Consider the following 25,805-nt stretch of genomic DNA (forward strand, 5'->3'; position numbering starts at 1 on the left):
TGGAAAAGCACGATCTTTGCGGTGTAAGTTAAACCAATAAAACCCCAACAAGATGAAAGAGAAATTTATCACTCTACTAACCTTCACATCCGGTCTGAAGAATTTCGGTATCAAATTTATCCGCGTAGCTATCTTAGTAGTATTCGTATGGATTGGCGGATTGAAGTATTTTCACTATGAGGCCGACGGGATTGTTCCGTTTGTTGCCAACAGTCCTTTCATGAGTTTCTTCTATGCTAAAGACGCACCCGAATACAAAGAATACAAAAATCCGGAAGGCGCTTTCGTGCCGGAGAATCGTGCATGGCACGAAGCAAACAATACATATACTTTCTCCTACGGATTGGGAGCGCTCATCATGAGTATCGGCATTCTAGTATTTCTAGGAATCTTTTTCCCGAAAGTAGGACTGATAGGCGACACATTAGCCATTATCATGACACTCGGCACACTATCCTTTCTCGTCACGACTCCCGAAGTATGGGTTCCTAATCTGGGTAGTGGAGAATTCGGCTTTCCATTACTCTCCGGTGCAGGGCGGCTGGTGATTAAAGACATTGTGATCCTAGCCAGTGCTGTAGTATTATTATCCGACTCGTCACAACGCGTACTCAAAATAATTAAAAAAGACTAATCTGACTCCGTAAGAAGTTCCGACTTCTTGAGATAACGAAACAAATAGGCTTTACCCTGTGTTATATAGCCTAATACAAATCGTTAATCAAAGAAGTTATGAAACAGTATGATGCAATTATTATAGGATTCGGCAAGGCAGGAAAAGTCCTGGCTGCCGAACTTTCCAATCGAGGGTGGCAAGTTGCCATCGTAGAACGCTCCAACATGATGTACGGAGGTTCTTGTCCTAACATAGCCTGCATCCCGACAAAGGCATTGATACATGAAGCAGAGATGTCTTCATTGCTATACCATGGGGATTTTCTGAAGCAGACTAATATGTATAAGCAGGCTATTGCCCGTAAGAACAGGCTAACCTCTTTTCTTCGGGAAACTAATTACGAGAATCTAAGCAAGCGTCCGAATGTGACTATTTATACAGGGACAGCTTCCTTTGTATCACCTAACACTATAAAAGTAGTGCTTCCCAACGGAGATATTGAACTGCAAGGAAAGGAAATTTTCATCAATACCGGTTCCACTCCGATCATTCCGGCAATCGACGGGATTCAACAAAGTAAGTATGTGTATACCAGCTCCACACTTTTGGATATGAATGTCCTGCCAAAACATTTAATTATTGTCGGCGGCGGATATATCGGTTTGGAGTTCGCTTCGATGTTTGCCGGATTTGGCAGTAAAGTGACGATTCTTGAAGGAGGCAACCGTTTTATGCCTCGCAACGATCAAGATATCGCTAACAATGTCAAAGATGTAATGGAGAAAAAAGGCATTGAGATTCATTTGAATACACGCGCACAGTCTATTCATGATACGAGTGACGGAGTGACACTGACTTATTCGGATGTATCTGACCGCACTCCTTACTTTGTAGACGGAGACGCAATTCTTATCGCAACAGGGCGGAAACCGATGATCGAAGGATTGAATTTACAAGCAGCAGGTGTAAAAGTAGATGCACACGGAGCAATTGTTGTAAACGATCAGTTGCGCACCACCGTTCCTCACGTATGGGCAATGGGAGACGTAAAAGGCGGACCACAATTTACTTATCTTTCACTAGATGATTTTCGGATTATACGCGATCAACTCTTCGGAGATAAGAAACGTGATATCGGAGATAGGGATCCTGTTCAATATGCCGTATTTATTGATCCGCCTTTAGCGCATATTGGCATTACTGAAGAAGAAGCACTGAAAAGAGGTTATTCGTTCAAAGTATCCCGACTTCCGGCAACTTCCGTTGTCCGTTCACGTACATTGCAACAGACGGACGGTATGCTGAAAGCAATCATCAACAATCATAATGGAAAAATTATGGGATGTACCTTATTTTGCGCTGACGCTTCGGAAATTATAAATATTGTAGCTATGGCAATAAAGACAGGGCAGAATGCCACTTTCCTGCGCGATTTTATCTTCACGCATCCCAGTATGAGTGAAGGATTAAATCAACTGTTTGATGTATAAGAATAAGAAAGAGTATAACTCACTTCTAAAACAGAGCCTCTGAATAGGGTAAACAGAGGCTCTATTTGGAGTAATCGGAGGCTCTGAATGAGGTAAACGGAGCCTCTAAATAAATGAAGTTCATTCTTTTTCAGTCTTAATAGAGCGAAATCTAATAGAAAGTGTTATCTTTGCAGCCAAGTTAAACTATATACCTACCACAATGAGAATTACTAAGTAAGACAACACTTCTAAGTAAACATCACTTTTCTTATATGCTTTTTCTATTTTGTTAAGCATCACGAAATCCGTGTTGTTTAGCCAGTATTGTGTTTGTCGTTCCCCCTATCCTGTGATTTTTTTCACTCTATTTTCAACCTCAAACCCAATAGATCATCATGTCTATCAGTATCCAACAAATCAGCTATATCCATCCGGATAAAGAAGTATTATTCAGTGACCTCAATTTCGCCATCAGTAAAGGGCAGAAATTGGGATTAGTCGGTAACAATGGTTGTGGCAAGTCTACTTTGCTACAAATTATTGCCGGACAGTTATCACCCTCTTCCGGTGTCATTGTCCGCCCGGACGACCTATATTATATCCCGCAACATTTCGGGCAATATGATTCACTGACCATCGCACAAGCTCTGCAAATTGAACGTAAACAGCAAGCTCTGCACGCTATCCTGACAGGAGATGTCTCAAACGAGAATTTCACCATTCTAAATGATGACTGGAATATCGAAGAACGTTCCATCGCCGCTCTCGATTTATGGGGATTAGGACAGTTTACGCTATCCTACCCGATGAATCTGCTTAGTGGCGGCGAAAAGACCCGCGTATTCCTGGCAGGTATGGACATTCATCATCCATCTGTCATACTTATGGATGAACCGACCAATCATCTCGATTCTTCCGGCAGACAACGTTTATATGACTGGGTAGAGAAATATCGTTCCACCCTGTTGGTGGTAAGTCATGACCGTACCCTGCTCAATCTTCTCCCCGAGATTTGCGAACTAGAGAAGCATCAAATCAATTATTATGGCGGAAATTACGAATTCTACAAAGAACAAAAAACGCTGATGCAGGAAGCATTGCAACAACGTATTGAAGAAAAAGAAAAGGCACTACGTATTGCCCGTAAAGTGGCTCGCGAAACGGCCGAACGCAGGGACAAACAGAATGTACGCGGCGAAAAGAGTAATATAAAAAAAGGAGTTCCACGCATTGTATTGAACGCACTCCAAGGGAAATCCGAGAAGAGCACTAGTAAACTGACTGGCGTTCATCAGGAAAAAGCCGAGAAGTTAACAGATGAGCGCAACCAGCTTCGAGGTTCGCTCTCTCCGACTGCTGCATTAAAAACCGACTTCAACAGTTCCTCGCTTCATATCGGGAAAATATTAGTGACAGCAAAAGAGATTAATTTCAGTTATCATTCCAATTCGATTAACAATAATATTCTGACAAATGATGAAATAAATTCGTCTGACACAGGTTGTCTTCCCAATCCGAATAGCAATGATATTCAGGAAAATAGTATCTCAAAACAACAGCTTTGGCAAGCTCCTGTCAGCTTTCAACTAAAGAGCGGAGACCGCCTCCGCATAGAAGGAGCCAACGGCAGCGGGAAAACAACTCTATTGAAATTAATCACCGGCCAGCTTCAACCACAGGAAGGAACCCTGACACGTACAGACTTTAGCTATGTCTATTTGAATCAAGAGTATTCGATCATTGACGACCGGAACAGTATTCTTGAACAGGCTTACGCTTTCAACAGTCGGAATCTGCCGGAGCATGAAATAAAGATTATTCTAAACCGTTACTTGTTTCCTGCATCCGAATGGGACAAATCCTGCCGGAAACTTAGTGGTGGTGAGAAAATGCGTCTCGCTTTCTGCTGTCTGATGATTAGTAACAATACCCCTGATATGTTTATCCTGGATGAACCTACCAACAATTTGGACATACAAAGTATTGAAATTATCACTGCTACTATCAAAAATTATGCAGGTACTGTGATAGCAATCTCACACGACAATTATTTTATTCAGGAAATTGGTGTCGAACAATGCATTTTATTGAGTTAGTCTATTGATATTTTATCCAGGGCAACCGCACCAAAATTTAATTCATATCCGCACAGTTTTGATTCTTTTCACCACAGAGGACACGGAGGACGCAGAGGTTTCAAAGTTCTAATTCATAGACAATTATAGCCTCTGTGTCCTCCGTGTCCTCTGTGGTGAAATAGTTCATTTACGTACCGTTATGAATCAAATTTTGGTGCAGTTGCCCTGTATTTTATCTGATAAGTCTAAATATCAATCTAGTTTTTTTATAACTTCGCAGCGCGAAGATCAAGAATTAGAATTAAAATGAATCAGACAGCACAATCATGGTGGTTTATCTTTTACAAAGACCAACTGCTTCTTGAGAAAAAAGAGGATGGTATATATACCGTCCCATGTGGAGAAAGCTCTCCTATTGTTATTAAAGAAAAAACAACCGTACACAATATCACTACACTGGAAGGGAGAAACTGCAAGGCTTTCTCCCTCTCCTCTCCCATTGAAGAATCGGAGCAATGGATCATGATAGGGCTTCGTGCCTCCTATGAATATCTTCCTTTGTCTCATTATCAGACAGCAGGAAAAGCACATGAGATTCTGCATTGGGATAGAAACAGCCGCTTTTGTTCCGCCTGCGGCACGCCTATGGAACAGAAAGAATCTATCATGAAGCGTTGTCCGAAATGTGGCCGGGAGGTATATCCTTCCATTTCCACAGCGATTCTTGTATTAGTGAGAAAAAAAGATTCACTACTCTTAGTGCACGCCCGCAATTTTAAAGGAACATTCAACAGTCTCGTTGCCGGATTTCTGGAAACCGGAGAAACGCTAGAAGAATGTGTAGCACGTGAAGTGAAAGAAGAAACCGGACTGGATGTAAAGAATATCACTTATTTCGGTAATCAGCCCTGGCCTTATCCCAGCGGACTAATGGTCGGCTTTATTGCTGATTATGCCGGAGGGGAAATCAACCTCCAAGATGAAGAATTGAGTTCGGGAGACTTTTATACAAGAGACAATTTACCCGAACTTCCCAGAAAACTTAGTCTTGCCCGAAAGATGATTGATTGGTGGATAGAGCATCCAAATGAATAAATCAAACATGGAAAATATCATCAAAGGAATCCGTCAGTATGTTCCCGAAGCCTGCTTAGAGATGGGTAAAATGAACATTTACTAAAAACAATCATAAATTAGCCCCATGGAATTATCAACAAAAACACCCCGAATTGAAGTAGTAGATGCTCTTAGAGGATTTGCTGTAATGGCCATCCTTCTGGTTCATAACCTGGAGCATTTCATTTTCCCCGTATATCCGGAAAGTTCTCCTGAATGGCTCACCATTTTGGATGCCGGAGTATTTAATGCGACATTTTCACTGCTTGCCGGAAAGTCTTATGCCATATTCGCTCTGCTTTTCGGATTCACTTTCTATATCCAGTCGCACAACCAGCAGTTGAAAGGAAAAGATTTTGGTTACCGCTTTTTATGGAGAATGATATTGCTGGCAGGATTCGCCACTTTGAATGCTGCTTTCTTCCCGGCAGGAGATGTCCTGCTTCTGTTTGTTGTAGTCAGTCTTGTACTATTTATCGTACGTAAATGGAGTGACAAAGCGATTCTAATCACCGCCATCTTGTTTTCACTGCAACCGATTGAATGGTTTCATTATATAATGAGCCTTTTCAATCCTGCCTATACCCTACCCGATTTGAATGTCGGAGCCATGTATGCTGAAGTAGCGGAATACACCAAAGCCGGAAACTTTTGGGATTTTCTGATAGGCAATGTTACTTTAGGACAGAAAGCAAGCCTGTTTTGGGCTATCGGTGCCGGACGTTTCTTGCAGACTGCCGGACTTTTCCTGTTTGGCTTATATATCGGACGCAAAGAATTGTTCGTAACTACCGAATCTCATTTGAAATTCTGGATGAAAGCACTTATTATTGCAGCTATCAGTTTCGCGCCACTGTATTCTCTGAAAGAACAGATCATGCAAAGTGACAGCAGTTTAATTCAGCAAACGGTAGGTACTGCCTTTGATATGTGGCAGAAATTCGCATTTACGATTGTACTTGTTGCTTCTTTCGTGTTGCTTTATCAGAAGGATCAGTTCAAGAAAACTGTATCTAATCTGCGATTCTACGGAAAAATGAGCTTGACCAATTATATTTCTCAATCTATTCTGGGAGCCATTATCTATTTCCCATTCGGATTCTATCTTGCTCCTTACTGTGGATATACTCTTAGCCTGATTATCGGTATTATTCTTTTCCTGGCACAGGTTCGGTTCTGCAAATGGTGGCTGTCTAAACATAAACAAGGACCATTGGAAACAATATGGCATAAATGGACTTGGATAGGCACGAAGAAATAACAGAAAAAAAAGAAATAGCACTGACTGAAAAATAGACTAAGAAAGCAGGCCACGAAATACACATAACTACAAACGAACAACTTACGAATATGAAACTGAACGTATCACTCTAAAGCATCAACAAAACATGTGTATCCGCAGCCTGCGGGTTGAAATTGAGATGATGTCAATACAACAAGATTCTCGCAAGAAGGATTAGCAAGTGGACTTAAAGAATGCAAAGGAAATGAAAGAACTGTGCCAAGTTGGGGAAAAAGCCCGAAAATAGGCAGAATCAGGGCTATGTATAGAGAAAAAGAAGCGCCTCCATAATCTTCGAAAAGACCATGGAGGCGCTATTTATTATTTATCTTTCGTTATCTATATCTGAAATTTCAGAAGAAACAAAATCAGATACCCAATGATTTCTTCACTGCTTCAATCTTTTCCATTGCAGCAGATTCGGCAGAAGCATAACAATTGCGGCAACCCATTTCACCCTGAACTTCCATATAGAACTTAATCTTCGGTTCTGTACCTGAAGGACGAACAGAAACTTTGCTACCGTCTTCAGTGAAATATTGAAGTACGTTAGATGGTTCCGGCATATCGATTGCAGTTACGTTACCTTTATCATCTGTCTGTTTCAGTGTCTTATAATCTTTGCTTAAGATCACTTTAGAGCCACCCAATTCTTTCGGAGGATTGGCACGGAAGTTCTCCATCATAGCTTTGATTTCTTCTGCACCGCTCTTACCCGGTTTCACTACGTTTACAGTAAACTCTTTAGAGAATCCGTATTCTACGTAGATATCCAGCAACAACTGATACAAGGATTTACCATTATCTTTTGCCCATGCGGCAACTTCAGCAATCAAACAGCAAGCTGATACGGCATCTTTATCGCGAACGAAATCTTCGGCAAGGAATCCGTAACTTTCTTCACCACCACCGATATATTTCTGTTTGCCTTCACGCAGACGGATTTCACGGGCAATCCATTTAAATCCGGTGTAGCAGTCAAGCATTTCGATATTGTTCTTATCTGCGATTTTCTTGATTAGTTCAGTTGTAACGATTGTCTTCACACAGAACTCGCCACCTTTAATCTTACCCAGTTGTTTGTACTGTGTCAGAATATAATAAAGGTACATCATACAAGTCTGGTTACCGTTAATCAGTACCCATTCGCCTTTATCATCCTTGCAAGCAATACCCACACGGTCAGCATCCGGGTCGGAAGCCATAACGAGGTCAGCATCAATTTCTTTGGCAAGGTTTACAGCCATAGAAAGAGCTTCCGCGTTTTCCGGGTTCGGAGATACGACAGTCGGGAAGTTACCGTCCTTAATCATCTGTTCGGGCACAGTAAATACGTTTTCGAATCCCCACATTTTCAATGCACGAGGAATCAACATCATACCTGTACCATGAATCGGAGTATAGACAATCTTCATATCTTTGTGACGGGCGATAGCTGCCGGATCAATAGAAACAGTTTTCACCATATCCAGATAAATCTTATCGATGTCTTCACCGATAATCTGAATCAAATCCGGATTTCCCTGGAATTTAATATCGGCAGCAGAAGCAATTGCATTCACTTCGTCGATGATACCTTTATCGTGTGGAGCCAATACCTGTGCACCATCGTCCCAATATGCCTTGTAACCGTTGTATTCCTTCGGATTGTGAGAAGCAGTCAGGATGATACCGCTTTGGCAACCGAGGTGACGGATGGCGAAAGACATTTCCGGTGTCGGACGCATGTCGTCAAACAGATATACTTTGATACCATTGGCAGAGAAAATATTAGCAGAAGTTTCCGCAAACAAACGGCTGTTGTTACGGCAATCGTGACCTACTACTACAGAAATCTGCGGCAGGTCTTTGAAGTTCTTTTTCAAATAGTTGGAAAGTCCTTGAGTGGCAGCACCTACCGTATAGATATTCATACGATTGCTACCTACACCCATAATACCACGCAGACCACCAGTACCAAATTCAAGATCTTTGTAGAAAGCTTCAATTAGTTCGGTTTTATCATCGTTTTCCAACATACGTTTCACTTCAGCCTGGGTTTCAGCATCATAAGCCGGGGTTAGCCATTTTTCGGCTTTTTCAGTGACCTGTTTAATAAGTTCCTGATTTTCCATTTCGATTGTTATTTATTGGTTAATGAATTATTCATTGCTATTTTCTTGAGCACACAAATGTAAAATAATAAGTTTACAATTCCTAGTTATTTAATGGATAATTGTCGATTATCCATTAAATAACTATTTCACTAAATATCTGTCACCGGTTTGTTTCACATACTCCTGCAAAAACTCTTTCGGGTATCCGGGTCGAAGCACTCCTGCAGGTTGTCCGATAGAATTACGTTCAAACTGTCCGTCTTTCATACGCTTCACTACCCCATCATTGTACTTTACAATCAGGAACGTACCCAATTGCTTCCAAGTATCAAAAGTACTTTGAGCAGTCATGTTAGTATAATTTGTCAGGAAATTGATTGCTGCATCCTTATCCTTTTCCAATAGTTTGACTGCCATTTCTTCAATACCAGCCTGTGCTGTGTTGAATGTGCTTTCCATCTCTTTCTGTGTTTCCCGCACATCCCCAATCATCAGATCATAACGCGGATAAACCATATTGGACACCCAATTGAAAATCCAGAAAGCGGAATTCCATGAGAACGTAATGTAGTCGGCACCATCCACACGTGTGTAACATACCGGCACCTTAGTAGCACAACAATAAACAGGAGTAAATACAGTCATATTCGCATCATCCACACCAAACCAAAGTACTCCCCCTACCGGATCCGGCATATGAGCACGCATCTGTGCAACAAATACAAAACCGCTCTGTTGAGTAGAGATAGGACGTTCATTGAAATATTCCTTATCATCGACTTTAAAGTTCAGAGGAGAAAGGCGATAGGGTGTTTTATAAGGACCGGCTCCAAAATCATTGGAGATATCAAGCGGAGTACCTTCGTAATGATCGCGCATCATATTTTTCACATCCTGCACGGATAATTTCTGCTTCGGCTTAACGAAAAGCGGCATCGGAGTATCGGTTTTTCCTTCGATATAAGGAAGATATTCATTTCCTCTATCAGTGAATTTGTTGAAATAACTCCATACACGAGCTTCACAAAAGCGGCGTGCACCAAAATCAAGAGGGGCATAAGCCAATGAAAAACTAAAATCCTTGTTTACTCCATTAAAATATCCCTTCTCACGGGCAAAAGAAACGACATCCGGAGAGTACATACAGTTTTCCTTATCATTCATATCAAACTGATGAATGCGCGCTTGATTAGCATGAGCCGAGATACAATCGTCCGGCACACGGACAGCTACCCAAACCGCTCCGCGAATGCCGGGACCTTTACCAATCATCTCCATAATCCATACTTCGTTCGGATCGGCAATGGTAAAAGACTCACCCCCACTATAATATCCATATTCCTGTACCAGATCAGTCATAATTTTTATAGCTTCGCGAGCAGTACGCGAACGTTGCAATCCAATATAAATCAAACTTCCATAATCAATAATACCCGTAGAATCCGTCAACTCGGGACGACCGCCGAAAGTAGTTTCCCCAATAGTGACCTGATATTCATTCATATTGCCAACCACATTGTAAGTCTGACGAGCCTGCTCGATTTCTCCCAGATATTTACCGGTGTCCCATTCGTACACTTTCAACATGGTCCCTTTCGGATACGTAGCTGCCGGATAATGATAAAGTTCTCCGAATAAGCCATACGAGTCGGCTGAATAGGAAACAATGGTCGAACCATCAGCGGATGCATTCTTTCCGACAATCAAATTAGTACAGGCGAAAGTATTCGCCACAGCCGTCATCCATACGGCAAAACACAAAATAATACTTCTCTTCATAATATATCATTCATTTTTTATAATTACCAGACAAAACTTTCACGGGCAATACTCGTATTCCCGCAATGATCGACAACCGTAAATTCAACAGTATGTTTTCTCCCTTTCTTCACACGCTTCGGATCAAGTTTGCATTCCCAATAAGACTTTACAATATTAGGCCGTCCGAAAAGTGCATATTTTCCGTCAATCGTTCCCCGATAAGAAGCAATGCCACTTCCTTTATCTTTCAACCGATAGACTATCTTTCCATTCCTTCCCCAGTAATTCTTATTGACAGGGATAATTTCCGGTGGAACCGTATCAACAGCGACAGTATAAGTCCCCAATTCACGAATAGACGTCTTCATGTATCCGTCTTCGTATTTTCCTCCTACACTGTACTTACTTCCTTTCGGAGTAACCCGTGCCACATAATACTTGGCCGTATCGGCAACCGTTTTCCTACGTAGTCCGATACGGAGTTCACAACCCGCATGAAGCGGAATGGATTTATCATTAATCTGATAGGTGAACGCCACTGCCCCACTATCGGCTTTTACCTGATAATTGAGCGGAGTATCCTTATATAACATTCCTTTCGGAACCACCAGGCTCAATCCCGGTTCTTGCAGATAATTGGTTTTATCCCAAGTAAAAAAATACTTTTCCCGATAATTGAAAGGTTCAATCGGCTGCTTTCGCCCACGCACGACAAAGCTATATTTTGAAGTATTTCCAAAAGCGTCTTTCAAAGTATACAGAAATTGATAATCCCTCTCTTCGTCAATCGTGACCAGACCGCGATTTTCATTTGAGGCTTTCAGCAAACGCAACGTATTTCCCGGATCGATAAAAGATTTCATATATTGCCCGTACGTCCACGAATTGATCATCCGGTTTTCCTCTTGAGAGAAACGGTCTACTGTACTACGGAACACCTCATTACCATCCACCGTAAGAATAACGGAATATACTCCGTAATGGTTGTTTACGCCATCCATGTAATCGTATGCCTTAATGCCCGTACCTATCACACCCCACGCCTCCACCAGACGTTCGCTATTCGGGAGTATCGTTTTTATCTCTTGTTTTCCGTCTACCACTCCCTCACCGGGCTGCGGAAAAAACATAATACCATCAGCTTTCGGAGCACGTGTATCCTTTATTTTTGATTTAAAGAAAGGCATAGGATCTATATAATCTCCCGATTCCGTTTCAAACATATCCAAATGAAGATGCGGACCGAAAGAATATCCGGTATTCCCGCTCCAAGCTATCTGCTGTCCGCTTTTTACCGGATATTCATCCGGTTCGGGAATAATCTCAACCTCCCAGCTCTCATTCCCATATTGAAGTTCCTCCACCCTTTCGGCAATGGGAGAAATAAAACCGCTCAAATGCCGGTTAACAGTAGAATATCCATTATGATAGCAGACATCAAGCACATACCCCGAACCGTTAGTCACCCGAATACGCGAAATATAACCATCGGCAAGGGCACGAACCGGTTTGCCGACCACACCTCCTGTTTTAAAATCCAACCCGCCATGAAAGTGGTTGGAACGAATTTCACCGAAATTTCCGCTCAATGTAAGAGGAAAATCAAAAGGGGGTATAAAAGTCGCTTGCTTTTTTTCCTGCCCATAACCTCCGATGCAGCTAGCCAACATCAAAGCAGTGATATATTGTTTTATCATTCCATTCTCTTTTTTACTTCCGGCAAATGTACACTATTCCAACTAAATTACGAAATATCCAGAAAGAATGATGCAATAAGAGACTAGTTAATAATTCTTTTATTATTAGATTCATTATTGGCTTAAATCCATTATATTTGTATTTTTGTATCCGTTTTTTAATTATAATTAAATATAAAGAACTCAATGAGAATGTATGTAAGAGTAATGGCAGCGGTCATTGCATGTATATTGCTGAGTGGAGAAGCCCTTTCGGCATTTGCAATTACCCCCGCTACAGAAAATCTGAGTTGGTTTAAGAAGAAAAAGAAAAAACCAGAAGAGAGAGAAGAGAAGAGTAAAAGTGACTACGAGAAACTAGTGGAAGGCAGCAAAACGACAAAAGGAATGTTTGCTGTACATCAAAAGAAAAATGATTTCTATTTTGAAATTCCTACCGCATTTTTAGGACGCGATTTATTGGTTGTCAATAAACTGCAACGGGTTCCTGCCGAATTGAATGAGGCAGGTGTGAATCGTGGAGTAAACTACGAGAATCAGATGGTTTGCATGGAATGGGACAAAGCAAGTGGCAAACTGATGTTCCGCCAACAACGCCCGTTACCTCTTGCGCCCCGCACTGACGCCATTTTCCGTTCGGTACAAGATAATTTTATTTCTCCATTGATTGCCGCATTCAAAATCGAAGCTGTCAATGCCGATTCTACTGCATTGGTAATCAAAGTGAATGATATTTATGACGGCACGGAAACCAGTATCAATAACGTATTTACCAATATTAATCTGGGTACTTCGGCCATCAAGAATTTATCACGTATTCTATCCATCAAATCTTTCTCAAACAATGTCGTGGCAACTTCCGAGCTGACAACCAGAGTGACAGAAGGAACTACAACAGTGTATGTGACAGTGGAAGTCAGTTCTTCCATTCTTTTATTACCCGAAACGCCGATGATGGGACGTTTTGATAATCAGAAAGTCGGATACTTCACCAACCCTTTATTGAACTTTAGCGACGCCCAACAAGGAACGGACAAGACACAATACATTACCCGTTGGCGCATGGAGCCGAAACCGGAAGACCGTGAAGCCTATCTAAAAGGACAGATTGTGGAGCCTGCCAAACCAATCGTATTTTATATTGATAACTCAACTCCCTACCAATGGCGTTCGTACATCAAAAAAGGAATCGAAGATTGGCAGGTCGCTTTTGAAAAAGCCGGTTTCAAAAATGCGATTATCGCCAAAGAAATAACGGACAGTATGCACGTAGACATGGATGATGTCAATTACTCCGTGCTGACATACGCTGCTTCGGAAAAGAAAAACGCAATGGGACCTTCTCTTCTGGACCCTCGTTCCGGAGAGATTCTGGAAGCGGATATCATGTGGTGGCACAACGTGCTTTCTATGGTACGTGAATGGATTACGGTACAGACCGGAACCGTTTGCCCCGAAGCACGCAAAGTACAACTGCCTGATGACTTGATGGGAGACGCCATCCGGTTCGTTGCCTGCCACGAAGTAGGACACTCATTGGGGTTACGTCATAACATGATGGGATCGTGGGCTTTCCCGACGGATTCATTGCGTTCCGAAACATTCACTTCCAGAATGAATTCTACCGCTTCATCCATTATGGATTATGCACGCTTCAACTATATCGCCCAACCGGGAGACGGTGTGAAGGTTCTTTCTCCACACATCGGTCCATACGATATGTTCGCTATCGAATACGGTTACCGTTGGTATGGGAAAAATACTCCGGAAGAAGAAAAAGCTCTCTTATTTAACTTTTTGAGCAAACACACCGACCGCCTCTATAAATATAGCGAAGCACAAGATGTTCGTGACGCAGTAGATCCGCGCGCACAAAATGAAGATTTAGGTGACGACCCGGTTCGTTCCTCCCTACTGGGTATTGAAAACCTGAAACGTATTGTGCCACAGATTCTCCAATGGACTACAACTGGAGAAAAGGGACAGACTTATGAAGAAGCGTCACGCCTCTATTATGCTGTCATCAATCAGTGGAACAACTACTTATATCATGTACTCGCCAACATTGGTGGTATTTATATCGAAAACACAACTGTAGGAGATGGCATCAAGACCTATACATTCGTAGAAAAAGAGAAGCAGCAGGCCGCACTTAAGTTCCTGTTGAATGAGGTATTGACCTATCCTAAATGGTTGTTTGACACGGAAGTGGGACAGTACACCTATCTTCTGCGTAATACTCCGGTGGGAAAACAGGAGAACGCTCCTACTCAGATTCTCAAAAATGCACAGGCTTACATTCTTTGGGATTTACTAGGCAACAATCGCTTGATGCGTATGATTGAAAATGAATCCGTCAATGGGAAAAAAGCTTTTACGGTAGTAGAACTGATGGATGGACTTCATAAAAATATTTTTGGAGTTACCGAACGGGGAAGTGTCCCCAATGTCATGGAACGTTCTTTACAAAAGAATTTCCTTGATGCATTGCTGACAGCCGCAGCAGAACCCGAAGCAGTAAAAATCAACAAAAAGATTGCCGATGAGCACTTCTTGCTTGACCATGCCACTCCGTTCTGTAGTTGTTATGCAGCTGAACAACGGGCACTTCGCCAGGAAGACCGCATGGGAGCTCCACGTGTGCTCAACTTCTACGGTAGCCAGCTTAACCGCATCTCAGATGCAATCTCAGTAAAGCGCGGTGAGTTGTTACGTATCAAGAAGCTGTTGCAGAATCGTCTCGGAACTTCCGATACGGCTACACGCTACCATTATGAAGATATGATTTTACGAATTAACACAGCTCTAGGAGTCAAATAAAACAAATCAATCACTAAACATTTACAATTAATGAGAAAAAGACATCTTTGTATTTTGATATGCCTTTTCGCCAACGCATTGTTTTTTGCCAATGCAGCAAATCGCACTATCACCGGAGTCGTAATCTCCGGTGAAGATAATGAGCCACTCATCGGTGCCTCAGTTTACGTATCAGCCGATGAACTGAAAAAAGCCGGAGTACCACAAACATCTCTAGGTACGATTACAGATATAGACGGAAAGTTTTCCTTGTCTGTCCCGGAAAAAGTAACCCGGATTCATTGTAGCTACATCGGTTTTGAAGAACAAAGTGTACCATTACAGTCTGGAAAAGAAAATTACCATATTGTACTTCAAGCCTCATCACATACATTAGGGGACGTAGTAGTAACCGGTTATCAAGAGTTGGAGCGCCGCAAACTGACCGCCTCCATTGCCAAAGTAGATGTTACAGATGCAATGGTAGGTGCCGCAAAAAGTATCGACCAGGCATTAGCCGGACAAATAGCCGGTGTATCCGTTACGACAACTTCCGGTGCTCCGGGTGCCCCCGCACGTATCCGTATTCGTGGTACAGCGTCGCTAAACGGAACGCAAGACCCGCTGTGGGTGTTGGACGGAATTCCATTGGAAGGGACGGATATTCCGGACTTAGACAGTGATACGGATAATGATATTGTAAATATAGGACAATCATCAATTGCCGGAATCAGTCCGTACGACATTGAAAGTATTACAATTTTGAAAGACGCTGCTGCAACAGCTATTTACGGTGCACGCGCAGCAAACGGTGTAATTGTAATTACTACCAAAAGAGGACGCACAGGCAAACCTATAGTCAATTTCAACACAAGATTGAGTTATACGCCCAATTTGAATACTTCGCGGTTGAATCTATTAAATTCCGAACAGAAAGTCAATTTGGAATTGGAATTGATGAAAGAACCGGATGACATATTCACTGCCCATCCTTTTTATCGCAAGGGAGGAGTCGCTTCTGTCTTAAGGCAATACAATTTATTTGAAACTTACCAACAGCAAGGATGGGACGGATTAAGCAGTGAGGCTCAAAACGCTATCAACCGATTGAAAACAATTAATACTGATTGGAACGACCTCTTGTTCAGAAGTGCATTTACCCAAGAATACAATTTCAGTATTTCAGGAGGTAGCGAAAAAACCACCTATTACAATTCATTAAGTTACTCTAAAGAAAATGGTAATGTACCAGGTGTTGATATGAGCCGTTTTAACCTGACAAGCAAAACCTCTTATCAGGTAAACCGAATGCTAAAAATCGGTGCTTCCATATTTGCCAACCGACGGAAGAACCAAGATTTTGTAAGTGACAAATACGGTTACTCAAATCCAATTTATTATTCGCGTGTGGCAAACCCATATCAGGAAATATACGATGCGGAAAATAACTATATCTACGACTACGATATCCGCTCGACAAGTGATAACGAACCGGACCCCAAACGAGGGTTCAATATCCTTGAAGAACGTGCCAATACGAATAAAGAGACAGTGACAACTGCTATCAATTCGATCTTCAATGTTGATTTACGTTTCAATGATCATTGGAAAGTGACTTCACAAGTCGGATTGCAATGGGAACAGTCTAAAGTTGAACAATATATCGGTCCAAACACATTCTCCATGCGTTATATGCGCGAAGAGAGCAAAGATGGAGAGAGCTATATTATTCCGGAAGGAGGAATGCATAAAGTAAGCAACTCCACTACCTCGCAAATCACTTGGAAGATACAAGGCGAATGGAACCAGACTTTCAAAGATATCCATGAGGTACAAATTATGGGTGGTTCGGAAATACGCAAAAACTGGTATGATGCACTTGCATCCACCGCTTACGGTTATGATCCTAAGACACTCACAACAAAGCCACTTAACATTGACCCGAGAGACGCTGACGATTATCCGCTGCACATAAAATCTTATACAGAAAACGCTTTTGCATCTTTCTATGCTAACGGTTCCTATACACTTATGAAACGTTACACATTAGGAGCAAGCGTACGTATGGATGGCTCCGATCTATTCGGGGTAGACAAGAAGTACCGTTTCTTACCCATTTACTCTATCAGTGGATTATGGAGAATCTCCAATGAGGCATTCTTGAAACCGGCTAATCAATGGATGGATAATTTAGCTTTGAGATTATCCTACGGTCTGCAAGGTAATATTGATAAAAACACTTCTCCTTTCTTGCTCGGTAATTATAGTAACCAAACAGTAATTGATAAAAATGAGACAATTATAACCATCGGTTCAGCTCCCAACGACAAACTACGTTGGGAAAAGACTGCGTCTTACAATGCCGGAATAGATCTCTCCGTACTCAAATCAGCCATCAATCTCAGTATAGACTATTATTACAGAAGGGGAAGTGACCTTATCGGCTACAAGGACTTGCCTTTGGAAAACGGCTTCTCCTCCCAAGCAATCAATTGGGCCAGCATGGAGAACAAGGGGGTAGAAATAAACCTACAAACCCGTAATATAACAACTAAGGATTTTTCTTGGTACACTACATTCAATTTTGCTTATAACAACAACAAAGTACTTAAAGATCATAAAAAGGAAAACAGCCCGACTCCAGGACTGGAAGGTTACCCAGTAGGTACTATTTTTGCAATCAAAAGCAAGGTTGATCCGGAAACAGGACGCATACTTATCTATCCAAAAGGAAGCGATGAAGCTGTTACTGTTGAAAAATTATTCGAAATGGTAGACCTAACCGGAGGACTTGGAGGCTTTTATGAGTATGATGCGACTGCAGAATTCCAACAAAGCCTATACGAATATGCCGGAACAAATGACGCTCCCTACACAGGTGGTTTAATCAATACATTCAACTACCGCAATTGGGAATTGAATCTCAACTTTTCATATTACTTTGGTGCACATGTACGTACAAATCCTTCTTACGATGTTGTCGGATTTGACCCCGGACATAATACAAATCAGGATATCCTTGAACGCTGGACACCCGAAAACCATAGTGGAAAGTTTCCGGCTTTACTCACAAAAAATAATTATCCTGCCGATTATGCACTTTTCGGTGATCTGCCTGCTATTTATAAGAACCTTGACTTATGGGTAAAACGTCTCAACTATGTACGCCTACAGAATATAAGACTAGCATATAAGTTACCGCAAGAATGGCTCCGTAAAATCAACATCAACGGAGCGACTGTTGCTGTAGAAGGACGTAATCTATTAGTTTTTGGCTCTAGTTATAAAAACTATATGGACCCGGAATCAATGAGCAATCTCTATTCCACTCCGGTGCCCAAATCAGTAACATTCAACCTCAGTCTTAATTTTTAAGTAATTCTCCAATATGAAAAGAATAAAATCAATATACAGATTTCTTGTATTGACAGGTTGCATTGTCATGACATCATGCAGTAACTACCTTGACATACAGCCTGTCGGAAAAGTCATCCCCAACACTCTAGAAGAATATAGAGCATTGATGACTACGGCATACTCAAAAGACCTTTTGGACAGGAGTGTTTGTGATATGCGTACAAAAGACATCACCGTAAAAAAAGACAACATAGACCAAAATAATTACGGCGATATAGAAAAATGGATAAACAATAGTACATCTGCCAGAGAATTCGGCTGGCTAGATTATTATGAAAATATATATTATGCCAATGCCATCATCGACAAGCAAGATGAAATAACGGAAGGAAGCGAACAGGACATCAACCAATTGGTGGGAGAAGCCTATTTAATGAGAGGATATATGCACTTCCTTTTGGTCAACTTCTACGGGCAACCTTACACTAAAGAGGGTGCACCGAAGACAAAATCCATTCCATTGAAACTAACCCTCGACCTTGAAGAGATTCCATCACGCAATACAGTAGAAGAAGTGTATACTTCTATTCTTGAGGACATAGAAAGCGCACGCAATCTCATTACAAAAAAAGAATGGGAATTAGGTTATAATTACAGGTTCAATACTCTTTCCGTAGATGCTTTTGAAGCACGGGTACGCCTTTACAAAGGAGAATGGCAACTTGCATACGATGCAGCAGAACGTGTCTTAAAACAAAAAGCGACACTCGAAGATTATAATAATCCGGATGCCAAAGCCAATTTATATACCTCTGTTGAATCAATTACTGCGTATGAGAGAATTTATGAGCCAACCAGCACATTAGATGCATCAAAAGCTACACAATCATTTGTAGATATGTTTAGTGAAGGAGATTTACGCCCCATAAGATATTTCGGAGAAAAGGACAATGAAATTGATTATTATCCCATAATTAAAACAAACGGAAGTGTAGATTATAAATGTAGTTTCCGTGTCGGTGAACTTTACTTGAATTCTGCAGAAGCAGCTGCCCGTCTAGGTCATTTACCAGAAGCTAGAAACCGCTTATTACAATTAATGGAAAAGAGATATAATCCGGAAAAATATGAGCTGAAAAAGAATGAGATAAATAAAATGGAACAAGAGATTCTAATTTCTGAAATATTGGATGAACGTGCCCGCGAATTGGCATTCGAAGGTCATCGCTGGTTTGACTTACGCCGTACTACCCGTCCGAGAATAGAAAAAACTTTATATAGCGGACAAACCATCATTTTGGAACAGAATGACGAACGCTATACCTTACGCATTCCTCAAAGTGCTATTGAAGCTAATCCGAATCTCTCCAATTAGAGTTGTTCTGATATTCACTATAAACTCCCTTTGCAAACTCATCAGCAAAGGGAGTTTTTTCATTGTATCATATTTATTCTGCTATTTCAAATTATTATTGAAGAACTGTTCTATCTTATCGAATGGGATTACTTGCAGATTATCGTACAAATCTACATGATTGGCTCCGGGAATAATCAATAATCCCTTATTGTCACCTTTCAGTTTCTTGAACGCATCCTCACTAAAGTAGCGGGAATGAGCCTTTTCTCCGTGAATCATCAGCACTGCACTATGTATCTCGCCGCTATAGGACAGAATAGGCATATTGATAAACGAAAGCGAAGAAGTCTTATTCCAACCACCATTAGAATTGAGTGAACGTTTATGGTAACCGCGTCCGGTCTTGTAATAGTCGTAATATTCTTTCACAAATTGTGGAGCATCATCCGGTAATGGATCAATCACCCCTCCGGCAAGTGTATAAGAACCATTGCGGTAGTCTTCGGTTCTCTGAGCATTGAGTTGCTTGCGTAATTCATAACGGGCGGCAGCATCCATTATATCATTGTAACCATTAGCATTCACACGGCTCATGTCATACATCGTAACCGTTACTGTTGCTTTGATTCGAGTATCGATAGCCGCCGCATTGAGTGCCATACCACCCCAACCGCAAATACCGAGTATACCGATACGATCCGTATCCACATCGTCACGGTTGGCAAGATAATCCACCGCTGCACTGAAATCTTCCGTATTAATATCCGGTGAAGCCACATAACGAGGCTCACCACCACTCTCACCTGTATAAGACGGATCGAAAGCAATCGTCAAGAATCCCCTTTCTGCCAGCGTTTGAGCATACAGTCCCGAAGATTGTTCTTTCACCGCACCAAACGGGCCGCTAATGGCGATTGCCGACAATTTACCTTCTGCATTTTTGGGGATATACAAGTCAGCAGCAAGCGTGATACCATAACGGTTGTGAAAAGTAACTTTCGAGTGACGTACTTTATCGTTTTCGGGAAACGTCTTGTCCCACTCTTGAATCAGGTTTAATTTCTTTTCCGTAAACTTATTATTTCTGTCAGAAAGATTACCTGCAGACAACAACTTGCCTGCAATACAAAGACATACTGTCATTACTACACGCGAAAAATTCAATGTTCGTCTCATACATTTTATTATTTATGTTATCAATCATTTTTCTATGCCCTTTTAGGAATGTTGCAAAATTAGATAGATTTATGCCTAACCCCGGTAGACAAATTACTGATGTTACATCTCAATCATAACCTTAATTACAGATTTTATAATACTGACGAAAGCTGTAAGTAAGGTGGAATCCGTAACTGAGGTTATATAATCCGTAATTAAGGTTGTTAGAATGACAGAATTATCCCGTATTTTTGTAAACGATATACGACGGAAGTGCTTTTAAAACATTAAACAGCAATAATTATGAACAAGATATTCAACTTGGACAGTGTAGACCAATACAATAAATTGTACGGCCTTGAAACTTTGAATCCGTTGGTCAGTGTGATCGATTTAAATAAAGCCACCCGGCAGATGAATTATGCACACTGGCATTATGGTATCTATGCACTTTACCTGAAACTCGAAAAAGCGTGTGACATCAGATATGGACGGCAAAATTATGATTATCAAGAAGGAACCATTGTATGTTTTGCTCCCGGACAGGATGCGGAAACGACATTGATCACAGATCGCGTGCAAGTGAATGCACTTGGCATACTTTTTCATCCGGATTTATTACTAGGAACATCACTTGGCAAGACAATCAAGAAATACACGTTCTTCTCGTATGAAGTAAACGAAGCCCTTCATCTTTCTGAAGAGGAACGGAATATTATTATGGATTGCCTGAGAATCATCCGCCTTGAACTAGAGCACGGAGTGGATAAGCATAGTAAAACATTGCTCGTAAACTATATAGAACTGCTCCTTAACTACTGTATGCGTTTCTATGAACGACAATTCGTCACCCGCAGTAAAGCGAACCATGATGTGTTGACACGTTTCGAGCAATTACTTGACAACTACTTTTCAGGAACTTTTGCAGAACAAAACGGCTTACCTACTGTCAAATATTTCGCTGACAAAATATGCCTTTCCCCCAATTACTTCGGCGATATGGTAAAGAAAGAAACCGGCAGGACACCACAGGAACATATTCAGGAAAAAGTAATCGAAATGGCAAAGGAACGTATGATCGGCACAGAAGATACAGTCAGCCAGATTGCCTACTCATTGGGATTCCAGTACCCGCAGCATTTTTGCCGCCTGTTCAAAAAACGGGTAGGATGTACTCCTAACGGATACCGTGTACAGAATAATCTGTGAAAAGAATATGAAACAGAAAAGTACATTGGACTTAAATACCGTGCATGAATGCAATCGTTGTCTGGACTGCAAAACATTGCATCCTCAGGTGAGTCTTATTAATTTAGAGAATCCGTGTTTGGAGCAGGATACTGTCAAGTTCGAGTTCTACGCTATCTTACTGATAGAAGACTGTCCGGACGAATGTTCATGTTGCGGCCGGAAGTATTATGATTATTCCAATGCGACAATGGTCTTTCTTAAGCCGGGTGAAGTTTTCCGAATGAGCAAGGAAAAGACCTTACCCAGCAAAGGCTTTTTGCTGGTGTTTCATCCGGACTTGCTGTTTCAGACCACATTGAAGAACCATATCAATAATTACACCTTCTTCCACTACCACAAAGAAGAGGCATTGCATCTATCACAACGTGAAACAGAGAAAGTCACCTGCTGTCTATGGAATATAGAGGAAGAACTGCATCATTCGATTGATACACATAGCAGGACTATCCTTTCACGGCATATCGAACTATTACTGGATTACTGCACTCGTTACTACGAACGTCAGTTTATCACCCGTGAAAACAAGAATAAGACAATTCTTAGAAAAATGGAACAGTTGCTTGAAAATTATATAGAGTTGGGGAAATTACAAAATGGCAAACTCCCTACACCCGACTATCTGGCGGAAAGGCTCAATCTTTCTCCTGTTTATTTTACAGACCTGCTGAAATTTGAAACAGGCAAGACTTTGGAACAGTATTTCCAACTCAAACGATTGGAGACTGCCAAACGAATGCTAATAAAAGACGGTGCCACACCCACTGCCGTTTCCCGTCAATTAGGCTATCCGAATGTACAGCATTTCAGCCTTATATTCAAGAAAATAACAGGTATGTCACCAAGTGATTATCCCAAACAGGTGAATTAAAACTACTCTTTTTTCATATTTATCCTCCAAAAGCATTGTTATTCAACAAGAAAACAATACCTTTGTTTCCACTTATTACGATTAATAACGTAGAAGCGTTTAGAATATTATCTCTGTTCAGAATCTGGTAAATTCATTAACGGTGGGATAATGGCAACTAAGCGTTCACGTCTTTGTTATATGCAAGAGTGTGGACTCTGTTGTTCATTCACCGTTAGGCTTACCAGAGCCCTGAACAGGATGAACTAACGACGTCCACGCTTCTTTTGTATATATACGGTATCCGGAAGCATACTACCACAACAAACAATCGTAAAATGAACAACATTATTACAAAGTTCTTTGCATCTTTATTAGCCTACAGGGTAGCTAATAAGAAAAAGCGTTTTTCGGCAATCGGTCATTTCTCTGAGGAATTAGCTCCGGCCAGAGGTAAAATACAATGGGGATACATAGACAAAGAAAATCAAGAAATACTTCCTTTTAAATACGATATAGCAGAACCCTTTTATAACAACATAGCCCGAGTGGGTCTCTATGGAAAAAGCATGAAAATCAATAAGCAGGGCAGCGAATGTCTGTAACCAACCACTCCGGCATTCATTTCATCTCAGCCTACAGCATCCTGCCTTAACGCTCATTTTCACCACAGATTACACGGATTTACACGGATAATAGATATTGATTATTGATATATTAAAATCTAATCTGAGAAAATCCGTGTAAATCTGTGGTGAATTATGATACAGCCTTTACTAGAAATATTTCTTCTCCGCCGCCCGTTGCCAAGCCTCCACCAATTCCGTCATGACTTCCGATACTGACTGTCTGCGGGATATAATGGCGGATACTTGACCGATCTCCAGCTCACCCTCTTCCAAATCACCTTCAAATATGCCTTTCTTGGCACGACCGCGTCCGAGCAAAATTCTTAATTCTTCGGGAGTAGCACCACTATCCTCCGCTTTCTCCACAGCTTCACGAAAAGCATTCTTCACCAAACGTGTCGGAGCCAGTTTCTTCAACAGCAATTTCGTGTCTCCTTCACCCAAACTCAAACAATAGTCTTTGAATACCGGACTGGCAGAGCTTTCTTCCGTCAGGGCAAAACGGGTTCCGATCTGCACCCCTTCGGCTCCCAACACCATAGCTGCTAGAATACCTTCACCCGTACCGATACCGCCTGCCGCAATCAACGGCAATGTAGTAGCTTCACGCACGGCCGGAATCAGACAAAAAGTCGTTGTTTCCTCACGTCCATTGTGCCCGCCGGCTTCAAAACCTTCGGCAACTACCGCATCCACTCCCGCTTCCTCACATTTCACTGCAAAACGGGAAGAAGAAACGACATGAATCACCGTAATGCCACGTTCTTTCAGCCATCCTGTCCACGTTTTCGGGTTTCCTGCAGAAGTAAAGACAATCTTTACTCCTTCCTCCACCACAATATTCATTATTTCTTCTATCTGAGGATACATCAAAGGAATGTTCACCCCAAAAGGAAACTTCGTTGCCACACGGCATTTACGGATATGCTCGCGCAAAGTCTCCGGATGCATTGAACCGGCACCGATCAGTCCTAAGCCACCCGCGTTACTCACTGCGGAAGCCAGTCGCCAACCGCTACACCAAACCATACCACCTTGAATAATGGGATACCGGATCCCTAGAAGAGAAGTTATTCTGTTCATAATAAATAATGTATCAATACATTTATATAACGATTTTACCGGGTAATCTGTTCGATAGGTTTATTTATCAACACGGTAGTTGAATCTCCGTAAGTTTTCAACACTTCTAACGTGCGGATACGGTTATCTCTTCCAGTTTTGTTCCAGAATTCTTTCGTAAAGGCAGCCATCAAATCAAGCCCGCTAATAGTTCCGCCACAAACTGAGACATCCTCCCCTATCCGTATTTCATTCGCTTTCCGGCTACGTGTCCGGTTCGTATAGAATCTCTGCCGACACAGTTCGTAGAAAGAATCTCCCCGCCATGTATTCTTGTTCACTCTGATCTTTTTCTGATAAACAGGATCCCAGTTATAGCGGGTATTTGCCTTATACGGCATAAGAGTCAACACAACTTTCGGTTTAGGCAGTGCTTCGGGAAGCGACTCATCGGGCAACATCCAACGCTTTTCCTCCGACATACGGGGACTACCCACCGCACCACCGAAATCAATCTGCTTGACCGCCTTCGGATTCAGCTTCAGTTCTTCACTCCCCTCCAACAACTTTTGCAGTTTGAGCGAATCTTGCGCAGACCATTGGGCATAGCATACCCCTGTCAGCAGCAGTGAGACTGCCGATATAAATAAACGTTTCCTCATTTTTTATTGTTTTTTATCTTCCGAAGGCTCTCTCCTTTTTACCACCAACGATAGCCTGTTCCACAAAGTGGCTCATCGTGACACGGGTCAATCGTCCACCGGGTTTTAGGATATTGCCGTTCCTCCCACCAGCTACGGTAACAGGCAGCTGCATCGAGCACTTCCTCATCGGTCAGGAAATAGATGGCCTCATAATTTTCAGCATTTGCCAGCACCATCTTGCAGCCTAACGACGGAGGTGTACCTTGACGGATATACTCAATCACCCAAAGCATGCACTCACCCAAACGGATCTTACCATTGTTCGTATTATAGACCGACGGGAACGAAGGAATAATTGTCAGATCTTCCGCATATTTCAAAAGTTCGGGAATATCCTCCTCCATGAAATGAGGCACTTCCACCACTCCTTTATCATTCTTCATTTTATATGTACCCGCCTTCAATTGTTTCACAAAGAGATCAACATCCGGATTGTTATAATCCATTTCTTCGCTGCTGCATCCCGCAAAAGATACAATCAGGCAAACAGCCATCCACAGCATTAATAGTGTTTTTTTCATTT

General features: G+C 41.7%; 18 protein-coding genes. 11 read left to right on the forward strand and 7 right to left on the reverse strand.

All coding sequences use genetic code 11. From position 1 onward, the window contains the following. The first annotated feature begins 52 nt into the window (after nucleotides 1-52). The 5 genes from H8S63_RS10620 to H8S63_RS10640 all read left to right on the forward strand — a co-directional run bounded on the left by H8S63_RS10620 (nucleotide 53) and on the right by H8S63_RS10640 (nucleotide 6,543). Entirely contained in the window at nucleotides 53-634 is a 582-nt protein-coding gene (locus tag H8S63_RS10620; RefSeq protein WP_186926745.1) for a DUF417 family protein, read from the forward strand. A gap of 98 nt (nucleotides 635-732) precedes the next feature. Then, nucleotides 733-2,106: an FAD-dependent oxidoreductase gene (locus H8S63_RS10625; RefSeq protein WP_186926746.1), complete on the forward strand. Its 1,374-nt coding sequence runs from the start codon at nucleotides 733-735 to the stop codon at nucleotides 2,104-2,106. A 377-nt stretch (nucleotides 2,107-2,483) separates the two neighbouring features. Next, nucleotides 2,484-4,184: an ABC-F family ATP-binding cassette domain-containing protein gene (locus H8S63_RS10630; protein ID WP_186926747.1), complete on the forward strand. Its 1,701-nt coding sequence runs from the start codon at nucleotides 2,484-2,486 to the stop codon at nucleotides 4,182-4,184. Nucleotides 4,185-4,466: 282 nt separating this feature from the next. Beyond that, complete coding sequence (gene nudC, locus H8S63_RS10635; RefSeq protein ID WP_255421419.1) at nucleotides 4,467-5,261, forward strand: NAD(+) diphosphatase; 795 nt, start codon at nucleotides 4,467-4,469, stop codon at nucleotides 5,259-5,261. Nucleotides 5,262-5,367: 106 nt separating this feature from the next. Beyond that, the gene (locus tag H8S63_RS10640; protein ID WP_007749594.1) at nucleotides 5,368-6,543 is read left to right on the forward strand and encodes a DUF418 domain-containing protein; all 1,176 of its coding nucleotides are present in this window, start codon (nucleotides 5,368-5,370) and stop codon (nucleotides 6,541-6,543) included. Nucleotides 6,544-6,932: 389 nt separating this feature from the next. Here H8S63_RS10640 and H8S63_RS10645 read toward each other — a convergent pair whose 3' ends face one another. The 3 genes from H8S63_RS10645 to H8S63_RS10655 form a co-directional block, all read right to left on the reverse strand. After that, a complete protein-coding gene (locus tag H8S63_RS10645) occupies nucleotides 6,933-8,678 on the reverse strand; it encodes a phospho-sugar mutase (RefSeq protein WP_004300737.1) in 1,746 nt (581 codons plus the stop codon). Nucleotides 8,679-8,801: 123 nt separating this feature from the next. Next, the gene (locus tag H8S63_RS10650) at nucleotides 8,802-10,439 is read right to left on the reverse strand and encodes a C69 family dipeptidase (RefSeq protein ID WP_143866507.1); all 1,638 of its coding nucleotides are present in this window, start codon (nucleotides 10,437-10,439) and stop codon (nucleotides 8,802-8,804) included. A 23-nt stretch (nucleotides 10,440-10,462) separates the two neighbouring features. Further along, complete coding sequence (locus H8S63_RS10655; protein WP_186926748.1) at nucleotides 10,463-12,118, reverse strand: M23 family metallopeptidase; 1,656 nt, start codon at nucleotides 12,116-12,118, stop codon at nucleotides 10,463-10,465. A 186-nt stretch (nucleotides 12,119-12,304) separates the two neighbouring features. Between H8S63_RS10655 and H8S63_RS10660 the strand changes: the two genes are divergently transcribed. From H8S63_RS10660 to H8S63_RS10670, 3 genes are read left to right on the forward strand one after another with little or no spacing between them, the layout of a single operon-like run. After that, nucleotides 12,305-14,938, forward strand: coding sequence for a zinc-dependent metalloprotease (locus H8S63_RS10660; protein ID WP_186926749.1), 2,634 nt, complete (start codon nucleotides 12,305-12,307; stop codon nucleotides 14,936-14,938). Nucleotides 14,939-14,968: 30 nt separating this feature from the next. After that, a complete protein-coding gene (locus H8S63_RS10665; protein WP_186926750.1) occupies nucleotides 14,969-18,292 on the forward strand; it encodes a SusC/RagA family TonB-linked outer membrane protein in 3,324 nt (1,107 codons plus the stop codon). 13 nt (nucleotides 18,293-18,305) lie between these two features. Next, nucleotides 18,306-19,649 (forward strand): RagB/SusD family nutrient uptake outer membrane protein, encoded by a 1,344-nt coding sequence (locus H8S63_RS10670; RefSeq protein ID WP_186926751.1) that lies wholly within the window; start codon nucleotides 18,306-18,308, stop codon nucleotides 19,647-19,649. 81 nt (nucleotides 19,650-19,730) lie between these two features. Here H8S63_RS10670 and H8S63_RS10675 read toward each other — a convergent pair whose 3' ends face one another. Next, complete coding sequence (locus tag H8S63_RS10675; RefSeq protein WP_229102226.1) at nucleotides 19,731-20,807, reverse strand: alpha/beta hydrolase; 1,077 nt, start codon at nucleotides 20,805-20,807, stop codon at nucleotides 19,731-19,733. 285 nt (nucleotides 20,808-21,092) lie between these two features. Between H8S63_RS10675 and H8S63_RS10680 the strand changes: the two genes are divergently transcribed. From H8S63_RS10680 to H8S63_RS10690, 3 genes are all read left to right on the forward strand, one after another. Further along, on the forward strand, nucleotides 21,093-21,998 hold the full coding sequence (locus H8S63_RS10680; RefSeq protein WP_186926752.1) for an AraC family transcriptional regulator: 906 nt from the start codon (nucleotides 21,093-21,095) through the stop codon (nucleotides 21,996-21,998). Nucleotides 21,999-22,005: 7 nt separating this feature from the next. After that, entirely contained in the window at nucleotides 22,006-22,908 is a 903-nt protein-coding gene (locus H8S63_RS10685) for an AraC family transcriptional regulator (protein WP_186926753.1), read from the forward strand. A 317-nt stretch (nucleotides 22,909-23,225) separates the two neighbouring features. After that, entirely contained in the window at nucleotides 23,226-23,492 is a 267-nt protein-coding gene (locus H8S63_RS10690) for a WG repeat-containing protein (RefSeq protein ID WP_186926754.1), read from the forward strand. A 171-nt stretch (nucleotides 23,493-23,663) separates the two neighbouring features. On the opposite strand, the gene H8S63_RS10695 is transcribed toward H8S63_RS10690, so the two are convergent. From H8S63_RS10695 to H8S63_RS10705, 3 genes are read right to left on the reverse strand one after another with little or no spacing between them, the layout of a single operon-like run. Further along, nucleotides 23,664-24,599: a nitronate monooxygenase family protein gene (locus tag H8S63_RS10695; protein ID WP_186926755.1), complete on the reverse strand. Its 936-nt coding sequence runs from the start codon at nucleotides 24,597-24,599 to the stop codon at nucleotides 23,664-23,666. Nucleotides 24,600-24,634: 35 nt separating this feature from the next. After that, on the reverse strand, nucleotides 24,635-25,240 hold the full coding sequence (locus H8S63_RS10700) for a DUF4858 domain-containing protein (RefSeq protein ID WP_186926756.1): 606 nt from the start codon (nucleotides 25,238-25,240) through the stop codon (nucleotides 24,635-24,637). A gap of 38 nt (nucleotides 25,241-25,278) precedes the next feature. Continuing rightward, entirely contained in the window at nucleotides 25,279-25,803 is a 525-nt protein-coding gene (locus H8S63_RS10705) for a DUF4943 family protein (RefSeq protein ID WP_029425789.1), read from the reverse strand. Between the last annotated feature and the right edge of the window lie 2 nt (nucleotides 25,804-25,805).

Origin of the sequence: Bacteroides sp. NSJ-39 (assembly GCF_014287315.1) — a bacterium.
GTDB lineage: Bacteria > Bacteroidota > Bacteroidia > Bacteroidales > Bacteroidaceae > Bacteroides > Bacteroides finegoldii.